The organism is Paenibacillus sp. FSL H8-0317 (genome assembly GCF_045040685.1).
GTDB lineage: Bacteria > Bacillota > Bacilli > Paenibacillales > Paenibacillaceae > Paenibacillus.
In genome coordinates this window covers 4824787-4843565 of the sequence record NZ_CP150294.1, presented here as the reverse complement: position 1 = coordinate 4843565, position 18779 = coordinate 4824787, and the positions used below count along the sequence as shown (strand labels likewise).

Below are 18779 nucleotides of genomic sequence, written 5' to 3'. Positions count from 1 at the left end.
TCTGTCATCGGAGTGTCAGTGTAAATAATATTTTTTGGACTTATAGATAATCGAGGAGAAGGGTGGAAAAGAACATGCCAAATACGGCGACATTGCAGCGTGAGGCTGCCGTTAATGTGTACCGAAGTGTAGAACAGGGATTGAAGGAAACGGGTGCCGAAACATGCGGCTTAATGTTCATCCATTGTGCAGGAAACTCTCAACCTGAGCAGCAGGTCAGGACACATCTGGAACAAACGAGTGAGTCTGCCTTCCAGGTGTGGAAGGATGGGGCTACCCAAGCGATTGCCGTCCTGTTGCCAGGTTTGTCACTGGATGAAGTTCATTATGAAGGACTTCGGATCAAACATGAGTTGCAAGAGACTGTACCCGGTGCCGATCCACAGATTACACTGGCCAGTTTCCCGGAAGGGGAGCGCCCTTCGAAGGCAACTATTCAGCATATGGCTGAGTCCTCGAAGCTCGTAGATTCGTCGGAGATTCATATCTACACGCTGGACAATACGGCGGACGAGCCGGAACGAATTTTGATTGTGGACAACGATCCGACGGTACGCGAATTCCTGCAATTGCGGTTGAAGATGCAGGGATACGAAACCTATGAAGCCGTTGATGGACTGGCTGCACTGGAGTTGATCGAGAAAGTCACACCAGATCTGGTGCTCACCGAACTGAATCTGTATGGCATCGATGGTCTGCCGTTCATCCATCATATTCAGAATCTGGAGATGGAGCAGCCGCCCAAAATTGTCGTGTTGACCGAGCAACGTGTCGAGCAGACGATTAGTCAATGCTTCCGCAGCGGAGTCGATGATTACATGACCAAACCGTTCTCGCCTGTAGAGCTGGATGCCCGAATCAGACGCTGCCTGCATTAGAAGACGGCTTGAATAAGCTGATTGTGTGAAGTGCAAAGTAAGAGCTTTTTTTACACTATGAATCAGATAGATTAGAGCAACATTTAGAGCACAGACACTCATCTATTTATATGGATTTTAAGCACCACCAAATACACTGCCCGGAGGGAATATCATGGAGAATCAACAATTCCACACATTACTGAATGCGATTGAAAATAAAGAAGCTGTACTCGGCGTCGTCGGGCTCGGTTACGTAGGACTTCCACTTGCCGTGGAAATGGTCAATCAAGGTTTCACGGTAATCGGAATTGATCTGGATGCGTCCAAAGTAGACAGTATCTATCAAGGAGATTCCTATATTCACGATATTTCGTCCGATGAGTTGAAAAAAGTAATGCAAAGCGGTCGTTTCCAGCCAACGACAGATTACAGTATGCTACGCGTGATCGACGCACTCAGTATCTGCGTACCAACACCGCTTAGTGAGAATCAGGACCCGGATACGTCTTACATCGAGACTGTTGTAGATCAGATCAAACTGCATATGAAACCAGGCATGCTGATTACGCTGGAAAGTACCACTTATCCAGGTACAACCGAAGAACTGATCCAGCAGCAGCTGGACAAGATCGGACAAGAAGCAGGTAAAGACTATTTCCTCTGCTTCTCGCCTGAGCGTGTGGACCCGTCGAACGGACGTTTCACAACATTTAATACGCCGAAAGTAATCGGGGGCACGACTGAAGCTTGCTTGAAGCTCGGAACAGCGCTATATGGAAAATATGTAGAAACCGTAGTACCGGTATCCTCACCAAAAGTGGCCGAGATGTCCAAACTGCTGGAGAACACATTCCGCAGTGTGAACATTGCCTTTGTAAATGAAATGGCGATGATGTGTGACCGCATGGGCATCGATATCTGGGAAGTTATTGACGCGGCGGCGACGAAACCATTTGGTTTCATGCCATTCTATCCAGGCCCAGGCATCGGTGGACACTGCATTCCACTTGATCCGATGTACCTGTCATGGAAGGCCAAAGGCTTCCGTTTCTATAGCAAATTCATTGAGCTGGCGCAATCCACCAATGACAACATGCCATATTATGTGCTAAACAAAACGTCAACGATTCTGAACGAATACGCTAAATCCGTACGTAAATCCAATATTCTGCTCCTCGGTATGTCGTATAAACCAAATATTGCCGACCTGCGTGAATCACCAGGACTGGAAGTATATGAACTGTTCAAGGAAAGTGGAGCTAACGTTAGCTACTACGATCCACATGCGGATTCCTTCCAGGACAAACATGGCGAGACCGTACACAGCGAAGCGTTCAATCTGGAGCAGTTCAAGAAGTACGATTGCATCGTGCTGATCACCAACCACAGCGATTTGCCTTACTTTGATATTGCCGAGATGGGTGTGCCGATTCTGGATACACGTAATGCGTTCCGTTCGTACACACATCCGCATATCTACAAGATTGGTCACTCGGTACAGCATCCTGTGCTTGAACCAAGTGAAGCGTTGCTCGTCTGAGGAAATATATGAGGCAACGGGGCAAACTGGTGGGTATGGCGAAATGGGCTATTCTGGCTGTGGTGTTGTGCCTGCTGCTTCTGTCCTGGATGTTCAAATGGTTCTCGGCAGAGGAACACAAAGCGACCTGGCTGTGGGACGCGTCCATTATTGCAGAGCAGACACCTGAGATTATTGCTTTCTCCAAAGAACAGGGCGTGGATACCATCTTCCTGCAAATCCAGGATGAGTTGCCTGACGCAACATACCGCAAATTCATTGCGGCTGCCCGACAGGCTGAGATTGAAGTGCATGGACTTAACGGTCATGCAGACTGGGCCTACGAGGAGAAGCGGGATGAAGGACTTGCTTTTATCGAGCGAGTACGAGCATACAATGCAGCTTCGGCCAAGAATGAACGCTTCCAAGGTATTCAACTGGATGTGGAGCCGTATCAGTTAAAGCGCTGGGAGAACGAGGAGAGCAGCGTCATTGCAGAGTGGCAGAACAACATGAAGGCCTGGACAAAAGCCGGCGAGGATGCCGGACTGTACATGAGCGCTGCCATTCCGTTCTGGCTTGATGCCCGTCAGTCGGCTGAAGGTGAGGGTACATTCAGTCGCTGGATGATCTCCCACTTTGATGCGGTGGCCATTATGGCTTACCGGGATAGTGGGCAGCAGATGTATGATCTGTCCAAGGAAGAACTGGACGAAGCGGATGATCTCGGCAAGAAAGTCTGGATCGGAGCGGAACTCGCGGATACACACGAGGGGGATCACCTGACCTTTTTCCGTAAACCGGTTAGCAATATGAATGAAGAGATGGCAAAGGTGTTTGATCTCGGTACCTCTCATTCTTCTTTTGCAGGTGTGGCTGTGCATCATTATGAAGCATGGTATGCCAAGGAGAACGGTATTCCGCTTGCGCGCAAGGATGAAAAGAAGGAATAGCGTTAGGTCAACGTAAAAAAGTTTCTAGTTTCAGGTAGTACGTGTAGTCAAGACTATAGTATAGAAAGAAGGCAAGTCCCGGGTAGATGGGGCTTGCCTTTTTGGTGGTGGATTTCGTAATGGGTTTGGCAGCACTATGATGTGCAGGATATGAAACTCAGGAGTCCGTTGTACTTTGGTAGAGGGAACATCTTACACACAGCACACAAGGCGTGGTGCATGAGGCATGGAGTATAGGCTGAGGAGGGAAAGTCGCTCCCTCATTCTTTCGTGCTCTCCGCTGTGCGATAGCGATTGGGCGGCAGACCAACTTGCTTTTTGAACGCTTTAGAGAAGGAGAACAAGTCCGGGTAACCTACCGAATGAGCCACTTCAGTTAAGCTTAGCGGCGTCTGCACGAGTAGACGTTTGGCTTGGGTCATTTTCAATTGCTGGATATATTGCACAGGGGACAGACCATAGGCTTTGCGGAACTGTTTGGCAAAATGGGTTCGATCCACACCCGCATGAGCGGACACACCTTCCACGGAGATGCCGCCTGCAAAATGAATGTCCATGTATTCCTTGCCTTTCTGGAGCCAAGGTGTAGCTGAATCCGGTTGCAATCCTTTGGTTCCGGGGGAGCGGGCAATCCGGTCGAATAGAGTTAGAAACCGGGTGAGTCGTCCCAGATCACTCGCTCCGTCCTGCGGTTTGCGAACATCCTCCATGAATGAGCGCATGGCACTTGCAGTCTCCGGGGTAAGTACACCTGAACGGTATGGTGAGTCGGGTGTAAGTCCAATTCGGGAAAGCAGTTCGGCTGCATGTGCACCATCAAAGGCAATAAATATTTTCTGCAACGTATCCTCGGGGTCCGTCCAGTACTCATGGGTAACATGTGGAAACAGACAGAACGCATCCCTGGGACGAAGGGCGTGACACTGTCCGTTCTGTATGAATGTACCTTCCCCCTCCAGCACAAACAGCAAATAATAATAAGGTGTGGTACGCGGGCCAATATGATAGTTGGTCTTGGCTATATTACGGCCGATGCGGATCGGCCAGGCGCCACCAGCTTTCTCGAATTCAGATGGAGTGAAGAAATTAAGTTCCAAAAACTCATGGTGGTCCTCCTTCATGCTCTCGGTCATCAGGAACACCTCTTTATTGTATAAGTATCGTTTGTACATTCTAAAAGTTTCACTTATAGATGTAGTTCAAAAAGTCCACTTTTGATTACGAATCATGCCTAGTGGCATCATCAACATCGAAGCTGAAATTCAGCCGAAATAAGCAGGAGGCTTACGAAATATGTTTCCTTTGGAAACATTGTGGTTGCTCACGTAGTTTTCCTACGCTCCGCTACTCCATTTCTAGCTTCATTCCATCTTCTCGGTACTAAAAACCAGACTTTTTGAACATGTATTTAAACCTATTATACAGGTGGGTTTTATATATATTCAAGATCAGGAAGACCTAAATCTGAGAAAAGACCACAAAATGACAAAATAAAATTGCCGCGAAATGACATTGATCATAGACAAATCAATTGTTATGATGTCCATACCTATTAAACCAAGTTAATTAATCGGCATTTGAGTTTGGATATGCCTAATAAATCATTTTAAAGAATGACACGACAACGGAGGGTACAGAAAGGACCTGAAGAAGCGAAGCGTGCGCCTTTGTCACCGGATTTCCCCGTGAAAGGGGAATGAGAAGAAATCTGGGGACAAGAGTGCTCGAAAGGTTTTCTGTAACCGAAGTGCTTGAGTGAAACATTTTTAGAGCAATTTATCATAGAAGGGATTGACTTTTGTGAGCGAACAGGAAGAGATGAAGTTTGGATGGTTTTTGCCTACAGCAGGGGATGGTAAGTATGTAGGGGTTGCCCCGGAGCGGGAACCGAGTCTGGAGTATCTGGTCGATGTGGCACAGACGGCGGAGAAGGCAGGATTCGAATTTGTACTGATTCCGACAGGGGGAGCCTGTCTGGACGCGTGGGTGGTTGGCTCGGCTGTGATGAGTCACACGAAGACATTGCGTCCCCTTGTCGCCATTCGCCCGGGATTGGTTACCCCCGTACTCGCTGCACGAATGGGAGCCGCACTGGATCAGCTCTCTGGTGGTCGCGCCATGATCAATGTGGTGACAGGCAGTTCTGTTCGAGATCTGGAGGAGCTCGGCGATCCACTGGCACATGCGCATGATGAACGGTATGTACGAGCGAGCGAGTACATGGAGGTCATGAAGCGTTCATGGACCCAATCGACGGGACTGAATCTGACGGAGTTTGCAGGAAGTGATTCAAAATCTGGTGCAGACGCACCCAGCGATCCCAATCCTGAATTCAACGGCCAGTATTATAATTTCAAAGGACCGGTAGGCATGCCGGAGACGGTGCAAAATCCGCATCCACCATTCTATCTGGGAGGAAGTTCTCCGATTGCGAAAAAGGTCGCTGTTGAACATGCGGATACGTTCCTCATGTGGGGCGAGCCTCATGACTGGATTCAGGAGCAGATCGAAGAGATTGAGGTCATTCGTCAGCAGGTGAAAGAGGAAACGGGACAAGATCGTCAGCTCCGTTACGGCATGCGTGCTCAGGTACTCATTCGGGATACCGAAGAAGAAGCATGGGCAGCAGCTTGGGAGATTATTAGCAAAGTACCACCAGAAGCGATCGAGAAAGCCAAAGCCGCTTTTGCCGAGACGGATGCAACCAACCAACGCAGACAGAACGAGTTACGTGAACTGTCCGAGAAGCAGCAGTTTGTCGTAGGTCCTAACCTGTGGACAGGCTTGTCCGTTGTGCGTTCCGGCGGTGCGATACTCATTGTAGGTACAGCCGAACAGGTGGCAGAGCGTTTGATGGAATATGGAGATCTGGGCGTTACGACTTTCATTCTGTCCGGTTACCCGCATCTGGAAGAGGCCGAAATCTTCGGACGTACCGTGATGCCGATCATTCGCGAGAAATGGAAAACAAGACAGAAGCAACACTCAGTTACTACTAACTAAGTAAGTTTAACTAATCTTTTTATACGAAAACGGAGAGGACAGAAATAACGTGAAGAAGCGAAGCGTTCGCCTTTATCCCCGGATTTTTCCTTTTATAAAAAGGAATCAAATAAATCTGGGGATAACAGCGATCGGAAGGTTATTCTGTCATCGGAGTGGTCAGTATAAACATTCTTTAGTTAAAATATCAAGCATCCTCAGGAGGTCGTCTTTCATGAAAAAAAATAAAAAATTGATCCTGCCGCTTGTCAGTATGCTGGTGATGTCCATCCTGCTGTCAGCTTGCGGCGGTGGAGATAACGCGTCATCTGGAGAGAACGGCTCCTCGGGTTCAGGTAAAGTTACGATCAGCTTCATGCACTGGCGTGGAGAAGATGTGGAAGCACTGAACAAAACCATTGACGCTTTTGAGACAGCAAATCCGAACATTAAAGTGGAGATGCAGACGCTGCCTTCCGATCAATATCAGTCCACCGTACAATCCAAAATCAGTGACGGTTCGGTAGGAGATGTATTTGCCTCCTTCCCGGGTGCACAGTTCGAAGCTTTCACCAAAGCCGGCTTGTTCACGGACCTGACCGGATCATCGTTTCTGTCGGCCTACAATTCAAAGCTGATTGAATCAGGACAGCACGATGGCAAGCAATATGCGATCCCGTATCAACTCGTATATAACGATCCAATTTATAGTGTAAAACTGTTTGAACAATACGGCTTGACGCCGCCGACCGATTGGGAAGGTTTCCTGGCCCTTTGCCAGAAGCTGAAAGACAATGGCATCATTCCGATTGCCTTTGCCGGAGCGGACATTGGCCCAGGGCAATTCATGAATACAATGGTGATGAACAATGCACCGAGTGACGACATTTTTACCAAAGTAGAAGCGGGCGAAGCCAAACTGACGGATGAGTTTTGGGTGAAAACGTTGACTCAAATCAAGGAACTGAACGATAAAGGTTACTTCCAGCAAGATGCACTGGGTACGAAGGACCCTGCGGCTGGAGCACTGTTTATCCAAGAGAAAGCAGCGATGCTGGCAAGTGGATCGTATCAATTGGCTCAGAACAAGCAGCAGAATCCGAACCTGGAGCAAAAACTGCTTGCACCGATTACAGTAAGTGCCGATCAAGCGAAGTATGAAGGGGTGCATACGACCACATTCATGCTAGCCGTGAACAGCAAGTCTAAACATCCGGAAGAAGCGAAGAAGTTCCTCGAATTCCTTAGCAATCCCGATGTAGCGAGTAACTATGCCAACCAAACGGGACAGAATGTAACGGTGAATGATGTGAAGTACGATACGCCTGAGCTTCAGGTAGCCGGAGAATGGGCAACCAAAAAGACCGTGTTCCAGCCACGGTTCACCATCCTGAACGGAGATAATCAAAAAGCAGTAACCAACTCCATCCAGTCTGTACTGAGCGGCACTTCTCCAGAAGAAGCAACACAGCAGGCACAAGCGATCATTGATCAGCATATCGGGAAATAAACGATGAAAAACCGTCTTCAGCTATCCCTATTTCTGATCCCCGGGTTGCTGCTGTACGTTGGATTGTTCGTATTTCCTACATTGACGGGGCTGTTCTATTCCTTTACGGACTGGGATGGGGTATCCCCGTCGTATGCATTTGTAGGGCTGGATAATTACAAGGACAGTCTCAGCAGCATCGTATTCCGCAAAGCCTTTGGCAATAACGTGGAGTTCATGTTAACGGTTGTTATAGCACAAACCTTTATTTCACTTGTCCTGGCTCTGCTCCTGGTACGCAATACCAAGACACGCATTGTGCTTCGGGCATTGTATTTCCTGCCTGCGATTCTGTCCTCCGTATCGGTCGGACTGATCTGGGCATTTATGTATGATCCATCCATTGGATTGATCAACTATGGACTGAATGAGGCCGGGATGAGCAGCATCGCTCGTAACTGGATTGGTGATCCCAAGATCGCCATCTATTCCATCGCTGCGGTACAGGTATGGGCACATGCCGGACAGATGATGATTGTATTCATCGCAGGTCTGCAAGGCATTCCAGCAGAACTGTATGAAGCGGCTCGCATGGATGGCGGTAGCAAATGGCAGGTATTCCGTACCGTGACCTGGCCGCTGCTGGCACCTTCGGCAACGATAGTTGTGGCTTATACGACCATACAGTCGTTCAAGGCATTTGACCTCATTTTCACAATGACGGACGGAGGCCCGAACTACGCAACTGAAATTTTGACAACATATATCTATCATACCGCCTTTGGCAGCTATTCATTTGGTCTGGCTTCTGCCGGTTCCATGATCTTCCTGGTGTTGCTCGCGCTCTTGACGCTGTTGCAGTTCAAGGCACTGCGTGCCGACCGGGTAAGTTATTGAGGTTGATGTTGGAGCATTCATCCTGCAACCGAGGCAGAAGGGAGTTCACATGTTTTTAAAATGGTTCAATCGCCTGATCCTATTAGTGTACGCGCTGCTGATTCTGGTGCCGCTGTACTTTGTATTTGTATCTTCGTTCAAAACAAGCAGCAACTTCTTCACCAGTCCATTCAGCTGGCCGGACCCGTTTACGTGGGATAACATCACTGGCATGTTCCGCAATCAGCCGATGTGGCAATATTTCGGGAACAGTCTGGTCGTGACGCTTGGTACGGTTGCCATTGAGTTGTTGCTGAGTAGCATGATTGCTTACGCCATTGTCCGCTGGGGCGGTAGTGTAGGTAAAATCGTGTTTGCTCTGTTCGTAGCAGGTCTGATCGTTCCATCCCAAGTGAGTATGCTGCCGATCTATTCTCTCACGCGTACACTCGGGTGGTCGGACAGTCTCACGGGATTGATTGTCGTATCCGCGGCTATGCTGATGCCTGTCTCAGTATTTATGCTGACAGGTTTCATGCGCATGCTCAATTCGGAGATTCTGGAAGCGGGTAGTATGGATGGAGCAAGTGAATGGAGACTCTATACCCGGATTGCACTGCCACTCGCTGCACCTTCACTGGCGGCAACGGCTACGTTCCTGCTCGTCATGGTCTGGAATGACTTGCTTATTCCGATGTTAATGCTCAGCAGTAAGTCCAAGCTAACGTTACCACTCGCGCTTATGCAGTTCCGCGGAGAATACGTGACGAACTATCCGATGATGCTTACGGGTGTACTGGTAACGACCATTCCGATGATTGCGCTGTTCCTTATACTCCAGCGTTACTTTGTAGCAGGTCTGACAGCGGGTTCACTCAAGGGGTGAGGTATCGCAGAAATCGGAAGGAAAAGCTTATTTTGCATTGATTTCTGGAGCATTCTGCATAATAATGATTTAGTGTCAGAATGACTACATAGAGATCAAGGGAGCTATAAGTGATGAGCAAACTGGAAGTATTGCGGAATCCCAAGCAGCGCAAGCTGCTGTTCAGTGCCGGCATGAGCTGGCTGTTTGATGCGATGGAAGTTGGTATGATCTCCTTTATCGTGGCTGCACTCGCCAAGGAATGGAGTCTCAGTCCCGGACAAGTCGGCGTGCTTACGAGTATTAACTCGATCGGTATGGCGCTCGGTGCTTTGCTTGCAGGTGCACTTGCGGACCGTTTTGGACGGAAAGCCATTCTGATGTGGACCTTGTTAATATTTACCATTGCAAGCGGTCTATCTGCATTGGCGACTGGATTCGCCGTATTGTGTGCACTGCGTCTGGTTGCAGGTATTGGACTTGGCGGAGAGCTGCCCGTGGCATCCACACTGGTATCGGAGTCGATGCCTACAGCGGAACGGGGACGTGCCGTTGTATTATTGGAAAGTTTCTGGGCAGGGGGCTGGATTGTATCCGCGCTGATTGCAAACTTTGTTATCCCGGAGTACGGATGGAGAATTGCTTTTGCCATTGGTGCACTTCCGGCGTTCTATGCACTATATCTGCGTCGTGCCATTCAGGACCCGCCGCGGTACAAGAATCATACCAAGCTTCATAAAATCACGTTCCGCGAGAAAGTGGCTACCGTCTGGTCAGCACCACATCGCCGTACAACGTTGATGCTCTGGATTTTGTGGTTTACCGTCATTTTCTCTTATTATGGTATGTTCCTGTGGCTACCTTCGGTTGTGATGGCAAAAGGATTCACGTTGGTTAAAAGCTTCCAATACGTGCTGATCATGACGATCGCACAGTTGCCAGGTTACTTCACCGCGGCGTACTTCATTGAACGTTACGGTCGCAAGTTCGTACTTGTTGTGTACCTTACCTTAACTGCATTCAGTGCGATTGCGTTTGGACTGGCAACAACGGAAGCGACAATCCTGACCGCAGGAATCTGTCTTTCCTTCTTCAATCTGGGAGCCTGGGGTGGTCTGTACGCCTACAGCCCTGAATTGTATCCGACTTCCGTTCGTTCGACAGGTGTTGGACTTGCCACATCGGTTGGCCGAATCGGTGGTGTACTTGCCCCATTAATGGTCGGTATGCTGGTTCAACGTGAAGTTGCGATCAGCCTGATTTTCACGATTTTCTTCGTGACAATCCTCATTGGAGCAGCGGCTGTACTGTTCTGGGGCCGGGAAACGAAGGGTCAGGAACTGGCCGAGTAATTGTCAATAAATACAACGCAACTTTTGTACGGGTCTGCCTGCCTACGGAAATAATGGGTTGGACAAGCGGTATATGGTTGATACAAGAAGGGGCATGACCATGGTGTGACCATGGGCTCATGCCTCTTTTTGCTATGTTCAGCGTCGTTTTTTCACTGCGTCATCGGTCCGATAGACTTCATTTTTTCTATATCCTATAATGACACTCGGGATGTCCAACCGTGAGGATTCAGGGCAAAGAAGTGGGATCTGGATTCAGAAAAGTGGAGGTTAATGGAATGATGAAGAACAATATTGGAATGGATCAACCGAATGAAATCAATGAAAAGAATATGATAAGTGAATTAGATAGCGTGAGTGAGATGAAAGAGATGAAGGTGGTTAGCCATATGAACAGTAATGAACGCACTACAGTTGATAGCACGAATAAGGGGTTAGATCTGTTAACGATTGCTGACAACATGGAGCCTATCACTGTCAGTCGGAAAGTCACTCATGGGAAGGGGAACATGGCTGGCAAAAGAGCAGGGCGGGTCAGCATGCTTCTCGGTGCCTGCGCATTGACTCTGGGATTGACCGTGGCAGCTCCTTCAGCGGGAGCACAGAAGTTGGAACAGGGCGTTCGCAGCGAGCATGTACTGCAATTGCAGGAGCAATTAAGCGATCTGGGCTACTTCGATGCTGGAATGACTGGATATTACGGTACCATCACCAAAGGTGCTGTCCGCAAGTTCCAGCAGGCGCAGGGACTGAGTGCAGACGGCATTGCAGGTCCAGCGACGCTGAATAGGCTGAACAAAAAGGCCAAAGCCGAAGGCGAGACGTTACGCCAGTTGGCGAAGCTGATCCATGGTGAAGCGCGCGGAGAATCTTTTGAAGGACAAGTCGCAGTAGGAGCGGTTGTGTTGAATCGGGTACATTCGAGTGAATTCCCGTCGTCTATTTCGAAGGTTATTTTCCAGAAAGGGCAATTCACGGCTATAGATGATGGGCAGTTTAATACCAAGCCAACCCAGACTTCTTACAGGGCTGCTCGTAAGGCATTGAATGGCGCTGATCCGACGAACGGAGCGCTGTATTATTACAATCCGAAGATTGCCACTTCAGTGTGGAGTAAGAGCAGGCCGACGCTGCTGACTATTGGGCAGCATGATTTTACAAGATGAGTTTAAGTAGAGATATGTGGTGTAATATTTGAAATGATAATGGTGAACCTCGGCCGTACGCTGCTGAATGCAGACGTGTACCGGGGTTTGTTTTATATTTTGGTTGTGTAGGCGAGGAGTGGCTACTCATCCTTTAACCGCCATTGATACAAAATAACAGACACAATCGTTAATACAACCGTCCATATCAAAATAATGAGGAGGGGTTTAAATAGGTCTCCAAATGTAAAGCCTGCGTTGGGTATATTTAGCAAAGTCACAAGTTGAATGCTTGGTGTATAATCCAGCATTTTAAAAATCGGGAAATCTCCAAACAAGATTGTTGCAACAGGAGGAGCAGAAAATACCATTGCTGCAGGAATGATTGATAATGAAGCTTCAAGGACCGTTTTAGAGAATAAACCACATATCGTTCCTACTGCTGTGTATAGAATTATTGAAAGAATGATTGCAATTGCAAATGCCCATATACTAGGTGGCTCATAGCCTAATATATACGTAGCAATAGCCAGAACAATAGCAGACATGACAAAGACTAAGGTGCTTTTACCAACTAATACATCCATCGTTGTGGCTGGAGTCATCATTAATGATCGTAAGGTGTTACGTTCCTTTTCTTCCGCGATCAAACATGCTTGTGCGAAAGAGGTTAAGAGCACAAACGAAATATTTAGAAGAAAACCTATTGCCCCAGGGAAAGAAGGGCCTGCAGTGCGAAAAAGAAATGCGAATAGAATCGGAACAAGCAACATGATGGAAATGCCATAATTGCGTGAAAACTCTTTGTAGTCCTTTACAAATATTGCTCTCGCACGTTTTAACGAGATACTCATAACAGTTCACCTCCTGTCACTTTAATAAAGATATCGCCTAAACTTGGCTCTTTCGATTCCAATCGCTCGATTAAGCCTCGCTTCATCCAATCGGCAATTTGCTCAGCCGTTCCTTCATTCATCGGGAGCTCGTAGGTTTCCCCGTTTACCAATTCTACACAAACGACGTTTTCCCGATGCTGTTTTCTAAGCGCCTTAGGCGAGCCAATAGCTTGGATTTCTCCTTGATACAAAATCGCTACACGGTCACATAACAATTCCGCTTCTGACATATCGTGTGTCGTTAGAAAAATTGTTGTCCCTTTCTCATTTAAGTAGCGTAGCCCTTTATAAATATGTGTGGAGTTTACCGGATCCAAAGCTGAAGTAGGTTCATCTAAAAATAATAATTCCGGCTCATGGATAATTGCGCATGCCAGCATAACACGCTGACGCATCCCTTTCGATAAGTGGATGACTTTCTTTTTGCGTTCTTCGCTTAAGTTTACAAACTGCAATACTGTATCGATCGAAGTTTTAGGAAGGTCATATAATTGGCGATACAACTCCAGATTTTCATCTATCGATAATCTTTCATATAGACCACTGTTATCTGACAAAATACCAAAGCGCATCTTCTGTGCAGACTGATGCATCATCGCCACTGGCTGGTTAAATACAGTTGCCTGTCCACTTGTCGGATTTAATTGCGCAGTTAAAATCTTAATTAAAGTTGTTTTTCCAGAACCACTTGGACCCAGGAAACCTAAAATTTCACCTTTTGGAATTGAAAAAGATACTTCTGATAATGCATTCTTATTTCCAAATCTCTTTCGAATACGTTCTACTCGGATAACATCCATGCATATCACTTCCTTGGAGTTGATGACTTAAGCATATAAAGATTACATGCCTCCAACCATCGAAATCCGCCGAAATGTAGCTGTTAACGGCTGAATGGTACCATTAATTGCTGGATAGATTCGATATTTCCCCGGAAATCAAATATTAAGATGTGTTTTTAATTCTTGTAATTTTGAACGAGATAACGGAACAATCGCATCTTGTCCTGTATTTAATCGCAAGCTGTAGCTATTTTTCGTCCATGTAATAATCTCTCTTACCTTCTGTAGATTAACAATATAGGATCGATGACATCTAAAAAATCCGAAGTTAAACAATTTCTGCTCGAGCTCGGTCAGCGTCAGCGCACAGATAAAACTTTCTCCACCTACATGAACAAGAACTGAACCATCCATACTTTCTATGTAATCAATTTCAGGCGGATTAAATAAAATCACTTTGTCATTTTTTTTCGTATAAATCTTCTGCAAGGTTATATTGGCTCGATCTTGTTCCTGCACTGATTGCTTATCCTCTTCTGAATCACGAATATCCAATAGATGAAATCCGGATTCATTCAGACGATAAATTGAATCACAGGAAATCATAGCATCCTCTAAATTAGAAGTTAAAATTAAAATCTGTATTTGTTTCGAAAGATCATCTAAAATCCGTTTAAACTGGCGACGATCTTGTTCTTCCAAATAAAAATAGGGTTCCTCCAGTACCAGTGTAGGCTGATGTGCAAAATAAACGCGCAGCAACGTCACATACATTCTTTTGATGGGCTTAGATGCTTGATTTTTACCTTCTGTTCTTCTTTCAAAGCGAAATAATCCAATAACATAGTGGCACGATCATTCCGCTCTGTTACGTTGATTAGAAAAGTGATTAATTCTTCCACCGTTAATTGTGTATACTCGTTTTGTTGAGCTCGAAGTATGTAATATTGGGAACGATCCTGCAGTTGATTCATTAAAATCTGTTTTCGCTTCAAGTCTGTTATAATGCCAATCGATTGGTTACATGCCATATTTAATTCGATTTTGGGTAAAAATAGTCCCCCATCATGATACACTGGTTGAAATTGCATCTTGTCCTCCTGGTCATCACTGCTTTTAGATAATATGTAACAATTATAATGTTGAAGTTATTTTTTGTCAGCTTCAATTGAGATGATTTAGATCCTCGATCAGGCATATCAATAATGAGAGTCTCCAGCAATCGGTTGGACGTAGCAGCATTGCATACGAAAAGCGATTGGATACCATGGATATATAAACAAAAAACCACTCCAAATGAATGAACTGCACCCCAATTGTTAGACACAATTACCAATTGGAGGTGCAGTTCAATGAATTAGGGTGGTTTTTAGAGTAGTAGTTTTGTCATAATGTGCGATGGAGCTGTGTTTACACTACTCTTGAACAGCAAAAGGAATTTCCAACAAAGTGGGCTCTACAATGGTTTTTCCAGTATCGTAGTCATAGACTTTGTTGAATACAAGTTCAATGGATTCCAACTTATCAGGGTCATCGGTATATACCAAACCGTAATTCGTATTATCAATAACTACGCCATCATACTGATTATAGACATATGATTTTCTCATAAAATTGCGATCTGCGGAGATCGGCTTTCCCGTGTTTGGATGAATGGAGTTTAAGCCGTAAAAACCGATATTCTGATCCGTAGTATTTTCAACAGTATAGAGAATATTAATATAAGTGATCTTGGAACCGATATCTTCTCGATTTAGAATGGAAATGTTTTTCTGTGAATCCTCAGGAATGTCACTAGCCTCTAATAATTGGGCATGAACAATATGAATGGTTAGTGGGCCACGTTCAAAACGTGTATTCAGAGGCACAGACTTTAGTAATTTCAGATTCCCGCCATAATCAAATATTCCTGTATCGCCAGGTTTGGATAGGATCGGTGACACAACACTTTCAAATAGCCTGTTCTGAAGACTGCTGGCGGCCTGCTCGAATTGATCTAGTTCTGGCTCCCATCCATTATAATTGCGTTCGGACCGGAAAGGTTCTAAACCGGTTTCCATGACTTGTCCAGAAGAAGCATCCATAGGCTGTATTTGATTGATTTCTAGTTGTGTAGAAGTGGCATGATTTGAGCTACCTGAGCTACCCAGAAGTGCGATAGCGAGCAGTAATTGAACAATAAACATAGGATGAGACACCCTTTCTCTCTAAAATAAAATTAAATAAGTTCATCAACCCACCTAGTTGTTATCTGAAAATAATATGGCCTGATATGATATTGGTGGAATAGATTTACGGTCAAAGTAATAATAATCATAGCAAAATGGCGCATTGAGATAATGAGAATAACGACCTAACTTCAGGTAATAGAAGATTGACGAGTGGATATAGTGATTTAGATATAAGGACCCATGCGACAAAGTGGGGATTTCTGTTCGGTAAGGACCAGGGTCGGTTATGAGTGGATACATAGAACCATTTTAGAAGAATAACAATGAAATTTATCGGAGGAACAGATCGAACAGATTCTACAGGCTGGATCGGTTGTGTTAGAATATAGGAATTATGGAAGTTGGAGGGTTGAAGTGGGAATACATAAAGAGTTAAGTCAAATTAGAGCTGAAAACCAATCCACTACTAAACAAAAAGTTTTTTCAATTGTATGTGCGATAACGATCGGAGTGATTTTAGGTTTAGCGGCAAAGCTTGTGGATGCTCAGGGGATTAACCCCATATTTGACGATATTGGTGGGCGTCTAGGTATTTGGATTTTTGTTGCCACACTCATATCGGTTATTAGTTATTCTCCTAAACTAGCAGCAGTTAAGGTATTCTTCTTTTTTGTGTCGCTACTAACTGTTTATTATCTATACACCGTGTTTTTTCTACATTTCGTTCCAATGAAAGAAATTATTTTTTGGGGGATGTGTGCAGTAGTATCTCCGATGTGTGCTTATGTGATGTGGTATGCACGAGGCAATGGAACTGTACCTAGTCTAGTGTTATCCCTTCCAATCACAGCTCTACTGTCCGAAGGGTATCAATTGCGCGATGCTTACTTGCCCGAGCATACTCATTACTATTTGATCCCAATACTTATGGGAATATATCTAATCATGGTCATTATTTTATTATTTATTGTTCCTACGAAAAGACTTAAATTTTTGATTATACTACCAATATCTATAATAATGTCTTTCATCATCATATATTTTGATGTTCTAGGGCGGTTATTCGGTGGCTTGAACGGAGTGTTATAGATCACTTTGGCAGATTGTCATACAAATGCGACAGTCTTTTTTACAATAGTATATTTGCTTGTGTCAAAGTCTGGTTCGTCCTGTGTTGCCATAACAGGATTGATATTTGAAAAGATGAGAGTTACTGCAAAAATGGCGACCATAATCTTCTTGAAATTCATGTTAATTCTCTAATTTCCTTAGATGTAATTTGTTATGATCTCTTATTTTGCTAATTTATTATTTACTATAGCTTGACTATAAAGGAGGATTTATTATGAAGAGAGTATCCTTTTTTTTGCTTTTTCTTCTTCTATTGACAGCATCCGCTTGTTCAAACAAAGTCACTTCATATACAGGAGAGAGTGAGAATTGGCGTGTCTCATGTACAGTTCAAAGTAATAGCGATGTAGCAAGCTATGAATATGAAATTAGGTACTTAGGAGATAATCCTTCATTAATTGAAAAAGTTAAAACCAAATTTATGAGCGAAAATATTCATTCTACAGGAGAAGTTCCTTTTAATACTGTGATCAGAGGAAAAGCTGAAGGGATGTCCCCGTTTTTGGATGAGAATGAATTTCTAGTTCAGATTGATTGGGAAGGAAAATCGGAAAAGATAGTGGTTACCAAATGATGGTGATAATAAGCGGGAATATTAATAGAATTACAAACTACAGGCTAAAGTGAGGTGAATAAAATGAAATTTCTAAAGGGAGCATTGATTGTAATTGCACTAATAGTTGTAGCTTCAGTCACATGGTATGGCTCCTATAAGAATGATATGAAGGAGCTTGAAGATGGTTTAAGAACGTATTTAATCGTTGAAAAGGGTATGGATGAACATGATATCATTAGCATCACTGCTCGTCGCAGTAAAATGCCACAGTATCCTGTAGTCGTCAAATTGGAGGATAACCCACAGGAATATGTCTACACCTACAGAGAAACGAAATGGGTACAACTATGGCCTGATCCATAATTCTTCAATGGTATGTCCGATATTATTCGGTTTTATGGAATATTACGTCCTTTGGATGGGTTAGACCTTATCTGTTGGATATGCAAGGATAAGTTGCAAGGTCCGGGTTTCAGCTCGCTTTATCAATTTTGGGGTAGCAAACTCTCAGATCATCTTTAATCTGAAAGCAACTGCATCCCGGGCCAAGATGGAAAGAGGGTAAATGGTACGTTGCTAAATAGAAGGAGGGTCATATTTGAGAAAAGGATTATTTATAGGTTTATTATTGATTACAGTAATCATTCTGGTGTTTTTTATGATGAAAGATCCGGTTCCCGTAGAAACTAGCAGGCATGTAAAATCTGTTGAACTAAAAGGTAATGTGTGCTTAGTTACCGTCAATAACCCTCAAAAGTCTACAGAGAGTACTCAAACAGAACAGTTCGAAAGTCAGTCATGCACAAATTTAAAAGAAGGAGATGCAATAAGCTACCAATCTCTAAATCAAGGTAAGTATCTACACATCGTTTCAATTAATAAAGAACTAACAAGAGATCCTCTGTCAGGCTCAATAACTAAGAAGTTTGAGGAGGGTGGAAATATGTATATCTCCGTTGAATTACCTGGTGTAGGGGAAGAAATCTTCTTAATAGATAAATCGGACATTACTTTTTACTTGGATACTTGGGGACTTCCTATTCATTTAATTTAAGTCTATTGTTCAACCAATACATATCTGAAGACTCACCAGTTGCTTTTACTACATGGGGGAATATGTCGAGGGACAAAATGTGGTCATTTAAAATTCGCTAATTTAAATTTAAAGATAAGTAAGATGTTCAAATATGATAATAAAATGT

At 44.7% G+C, this 18779-nt stretch carries 19 protein-coding genes; 13 read left to right on the top strand and 6 right to left on the bottom strand.

Annotated features, from left to right (window positions below; translation table 11 throughout):
* Positions 1 to 74: 74 nt before the first annotated feature.
* From MHB43_RS21720 to MHB43_RS21710, 3 genes are all read left to right on the top strand, one after another.
* A complete protein-coding gene (locus MHB43_RS21720) occupies positions 75 to 878 on the top strand; it encodes a response regulator transcription factor (protein ID WP_036674925.1) in 804 nt (267 codons plus the stop codon).
* A 154-nt stretch (positions 879 to 1032) separates the two neighbouring features.
* Positions 1033 to 2400 (top strand): nucleotide sugar dehydrogenase, encoded by a 1368-nt coding sequence (locus MHB43_RS21715; RefSeq protein ID WP_339177779.1) that lies wholly within the window; start codon positions 1033 to 1035, stop codon positions 2398 to 2400.
* 8 nt (positions 2401 to 2408) lie between these two features.
* The gene (locus MHB43_RS21710; RefSeq protein WP_405117968.1) at positions 2409 to 3332 is read left to right on the top strand and encodes a hypothetical protein; all 924 of its coding nucleotides are present in this window, start codon (positions 2409 to 2411) and stop codon (positions 3330 to 3332) included.
* 260 nt (positions 3333 to 3592) lie between these two features.
* Here the strand turns inward: MHB43_RS21710 and MHB43_RS21705 are convergent, their stop codons facing one another.
* Positions 3593 to 4465: an AraC family transcriptional regulator gene (locus MHB43_RS21705; protein WP_405117967.1), complete on the bottom strand. Its 873-nt coding sequence runs from the start codon at positions 4463 to 4465 to the stop codon at positions 3593 to 3595.
* Between the two features lie 685 nt (positions 4466 to 5150).
* Between MHB43_RS21705 and MHB43_RS21700 the strand changes: the two genes are divergently transcribed.
* The 6 genes from MHB43_RS21700 to MHB43_RS21675 all read left to right on the top strand — a co-directional run bounded on the left by MHB43_RS21700 (position 5151) and on the right by MHB43_RS21675 (position 12062).
* The gene (locus tag MHB43_RS21700; protein WP_405132457.1) at positions 5151 to 6335 is read left to right on the top strand and encodes an LLM class flavin-dependent oxidoreductase; all 1185 of its coding nucleotides are present in this window, start codon (positions 5151 to 5153) and stop codon (positions 6333 to 6335) included.
* A gap of 214 nt (positions 6336 to 6549) precedes the next feature.
* Positions 6550 to 7824: an extracellular solute-binding protein gene (locus tag MHB43_RS21695; protein WP_339177769.1), complete on the top strand. Its 1275-nt coding sequence runs from the start codon at positions 6550 to 6552 to the stop codon at positions 7822 to 7824.
* 3 nt (positions 7825 to 7827) lie between these two features.
* Positions 7828 to 8700 (top strand): carbohydrate ABC transporter permease, encoded by an 873-nt coding sequence (locus MHB43_RS21690; RefSeq protein WP_017687487.1) that lies wholly within the window; start codon positions 7828 to 7830, stop codon positions 8698 to 8700.
* A gap of 49 nt (positions 8701 to 8749) precedes the next feature.
* A complete protein-coding gene (locus MHB43_RS21685; RefSeq protein ID WP_336763637.1) occupies positions 8750 to 9565 on the top strand; it encodes a carbohydrate ABC transporter permease in 816 nt (271 codons plus the stop codon).
* A 113-nt stretch (positions 9566 to 9678) separates the two neighbouring features.
* The gene (locus MHB43_RS21680; RefSeq protein ID WP_036614537.1) at positions 9679 to 10896 is read left to right on the top strand and encodes an MFS transporter; all 1218 of its coding nucleotides are present in this window, start codon (positions 9679 to 9681) and stop codon (positions 10894 to 10896) included.
* Positions 10897 to 11174: 278 nt separating this feature from the next.
* Positions 11175 to 12062, top strand: a complete 888-nt coding sequence (locus MHB43_RS21675; RefSeq protein ID WP_405117966.1) for a cell wall hydrolase — start codon at positions 11175 to 11177, stop codon at positions 12060 to 12062.
* A gap of 122 nt (positions 12063 to 12184) precedes the next feature.
* Here MHB43_RS21675 and MHB43_RS21670 read toward each other — a convergent pair whose 3' ends face one another.
* From MHB43_RS21670 to MHB43_RS21650, 5 genes are all read right to left on the bottom strand, one after another.
* Complete coding sequence (locus MHB43_RS21670) at positions 12185 to 12895, bottom strand: ABC transporter permease (protein WP_405117965.1); 711 nt, start codon at positions 12893 to 12895, stop codon at positions 12185 to 12187.
* Positions 12892 to 13737: an ABC transporter ATP-binding protein gene (locus MHB43_RS21665; RefSeq protein WP_339177761.1), complete on the bottom strand. Its 846-nt coding sequence runs from the start codon at positions 13735 to 13737 to the stop codon at positions 12892 to 12894. Before MHB43_RS21665 ends, MHB43_RS21670 begins: the two co-directional genes overlap by 4 nt.
* A 138-nt stretch (positions 13738 to 13875) precedes the next feature.
* On the bottom strand, positions 13876 to 14421 hold the full coding sequence (locus tag MHB43_RS21660) for a LytTR family DNA-binding domain-containing protein (RefSeq protein WP_405117964.1): 546 nt from the start codon (positions 14419 to 14421) through the stop codon (positions 13876 to 13878).
* 62 nt (positions 14422 to 14483) lie between these two features.
* Positions 14484 to 14810, bottom strand: coding sequence for a hypothetical protein (locus MHB43_RS21655; RefSeq protein WP_339177756.1), 327 nt, complete (start codon positions 14808 to 14810; stop codon positions 14484 to 14486).
* A gap of 324 nt (positions 14811 to 15134) precedes the next feature.
* Entirely contained in the window at positions 15135 to 15905 is a 771-nt protein-coding gene (locus tag MHB43_RS21650; RefSeq protein ID WP_339177754.1) for a hypothetical protein, read from the bottom strand.
* Positions 15906 to 16304: 399 nt separating this feature from the next.
* Between MHB43_RS21650 and MHB43_RS21645 the strand changes: the two genes are divergently transcribed.
* The 4 genes from MHB43_RS21645 (at position 16305) to MHB43_RS21630 (ending at position 18631) form a co-directional block, all read left to right on the top strand.
* Positions 16305 to 16979 (top strand): hypothetical protein, encoded by a 675-nt coding sequence (locus MHB43_RS21645; protein ID WP_339177752.1) that lies wholly within the window; start codon positions 16305 to 16307, stop codon positions 16977 to 16979.
* 256 nt (positions 16980 to 17235) lie between these two features.
* Positions 17236 to 17595, top strand: a complete 360-nt coding sequence (locus MHB43_RS21640; RefSeq protein WP_339177750.1) for a hypothetical protein — start codon at positions 17236 to 17238, stop codon at positions 17593 to 17595.
* Positions 17596 to 17658: 63 nt separating this feature from the next.
* Entirely contained in the window at positions 17659 to 17940 is a 282-nt protein-coding gene (locus MHB43_RS21635; protein ID WP_339177747.1) for a hypothetical protein, read from the top strand.
* Between the two features lie 235 nt (positions 17941 to 18175).
* A complete protein-coding gene (locus MHB43_RS21630; protein WP_339177745.1) occupies positions 18176 to 18631 on the top strand; it encodes a hypothetical protein in 456 nt (151 codons plus the stop codon).
* The last annotated feature ends 148 nt before the right edge of the window (positions 18632 to 18779 follow it).

Coding starts and splice junctions, on each gene's coding strand:
- MHB43_RS21720 (WP_036674925.1), top strand. CDS start 75: ATGCCAAATACGGCGACATTGCAGCGTGAGGCTGCCGTTAATGTGTAC.
- MHB43_RS21715 (WP_339177779.1), top strand. CDS start 1,033: ATGGAGAATCAACAATTCCACACATTACTGAATGCGATTGAAAATAAA.
- MHB43_RS21710 (WP_405117968.1), top strand. CDS start 2,409: ATGAGGCAACGGGGCAAACTGGTGGGTATGGCGAAATGGGCTATTCTG.
- MHB43_RS21705 (WP_405117967.1), bottom strand. CDS start 4,465: ATGACCGAGAGCATGAAGGAGGACCACCATGAGTTTTTGGAACTTAAT.
- MHB43_RS21700 (WP_405132457.1), top strand. CDS start 5,151: ATGAAGTTTGGATGGTTTTTGCCTACAGCAGGGGATGGTAAGTATGTA.
- MHB43_RS21695 (WP_339177769.1), top strand. CDS start 6,550: ATGAAAAAAAATAAAAAATTGATCCTGCCGCTTGTCAGTATGCTGGTG.
- MHB43_RS21690 (WP_017687487.1), top strand. CDS start 7,828: ATGAAAAACCGTCTTCAGCTATCCCTATTTCTGATCCCCGGGTTGCTG.
- MHB43_RS21685 (WP_336763637.1), top strand. CDS start 8,750: ATGTTTTTAAAATGGTTCAATCGCCTGATCCTATTAGTGTACGCGCTG.
- MHB43_RS21680 (WP_036614537.1), top strand. CDS start 9,679: ATGAGCAAACTGGAAGTATTGCGGAATCCCAAGCAGCGCAAGCTGCTG.
- MHB43_RS21675 (WP_405117966.1), top strand. CDS start 11,175: ATGATGAAGAACAATATTGGAATGGATCAACCGAATGAAATCAATGAA.
- MHB43_RS21670 (WP_405117965.1), bottom strand. CDS start 12,895: ATGAGTATCTCGTTAAAACGTGCGAGAGCAATATTTGTAAAGGACTAC.
- MHB43_RS21665 (WP_339177761.1), bottom strand. CDS start 13,737: ATGGATGTTATCCGAGTAGAACGTATTCGAAAGAGATTTGGAAATAAG.
- MHB43_RS21655 (WP_339177756.1), bottom strand. CDS start 14,810: ATGCAATTTCAACCAGTGTATCATGATGGGGGACTATTTTTACCCAAA.
- MHB43_RS21650 (WP_339177754.1), bottom strand. CDS start 15,905: ATGTTTATTGTTCAATTACTGCTCGCTATCGCACTTCTGGGTAGCTCA.
- MHB43_RS21640 (WP_339177750.1), top strand. CDS start 17,236: ATGAAGAGAGTATCCTTTTTTTTGCTTTTTCTTCTTCTATTGACAGCA.
- MHB43_RS21635 (WP_339177747.1), top strand. CDS start 17,659: ATGAAATTTCTAAAGGGAGCATTGATTGTAATTGCACTAATAGTTGTA.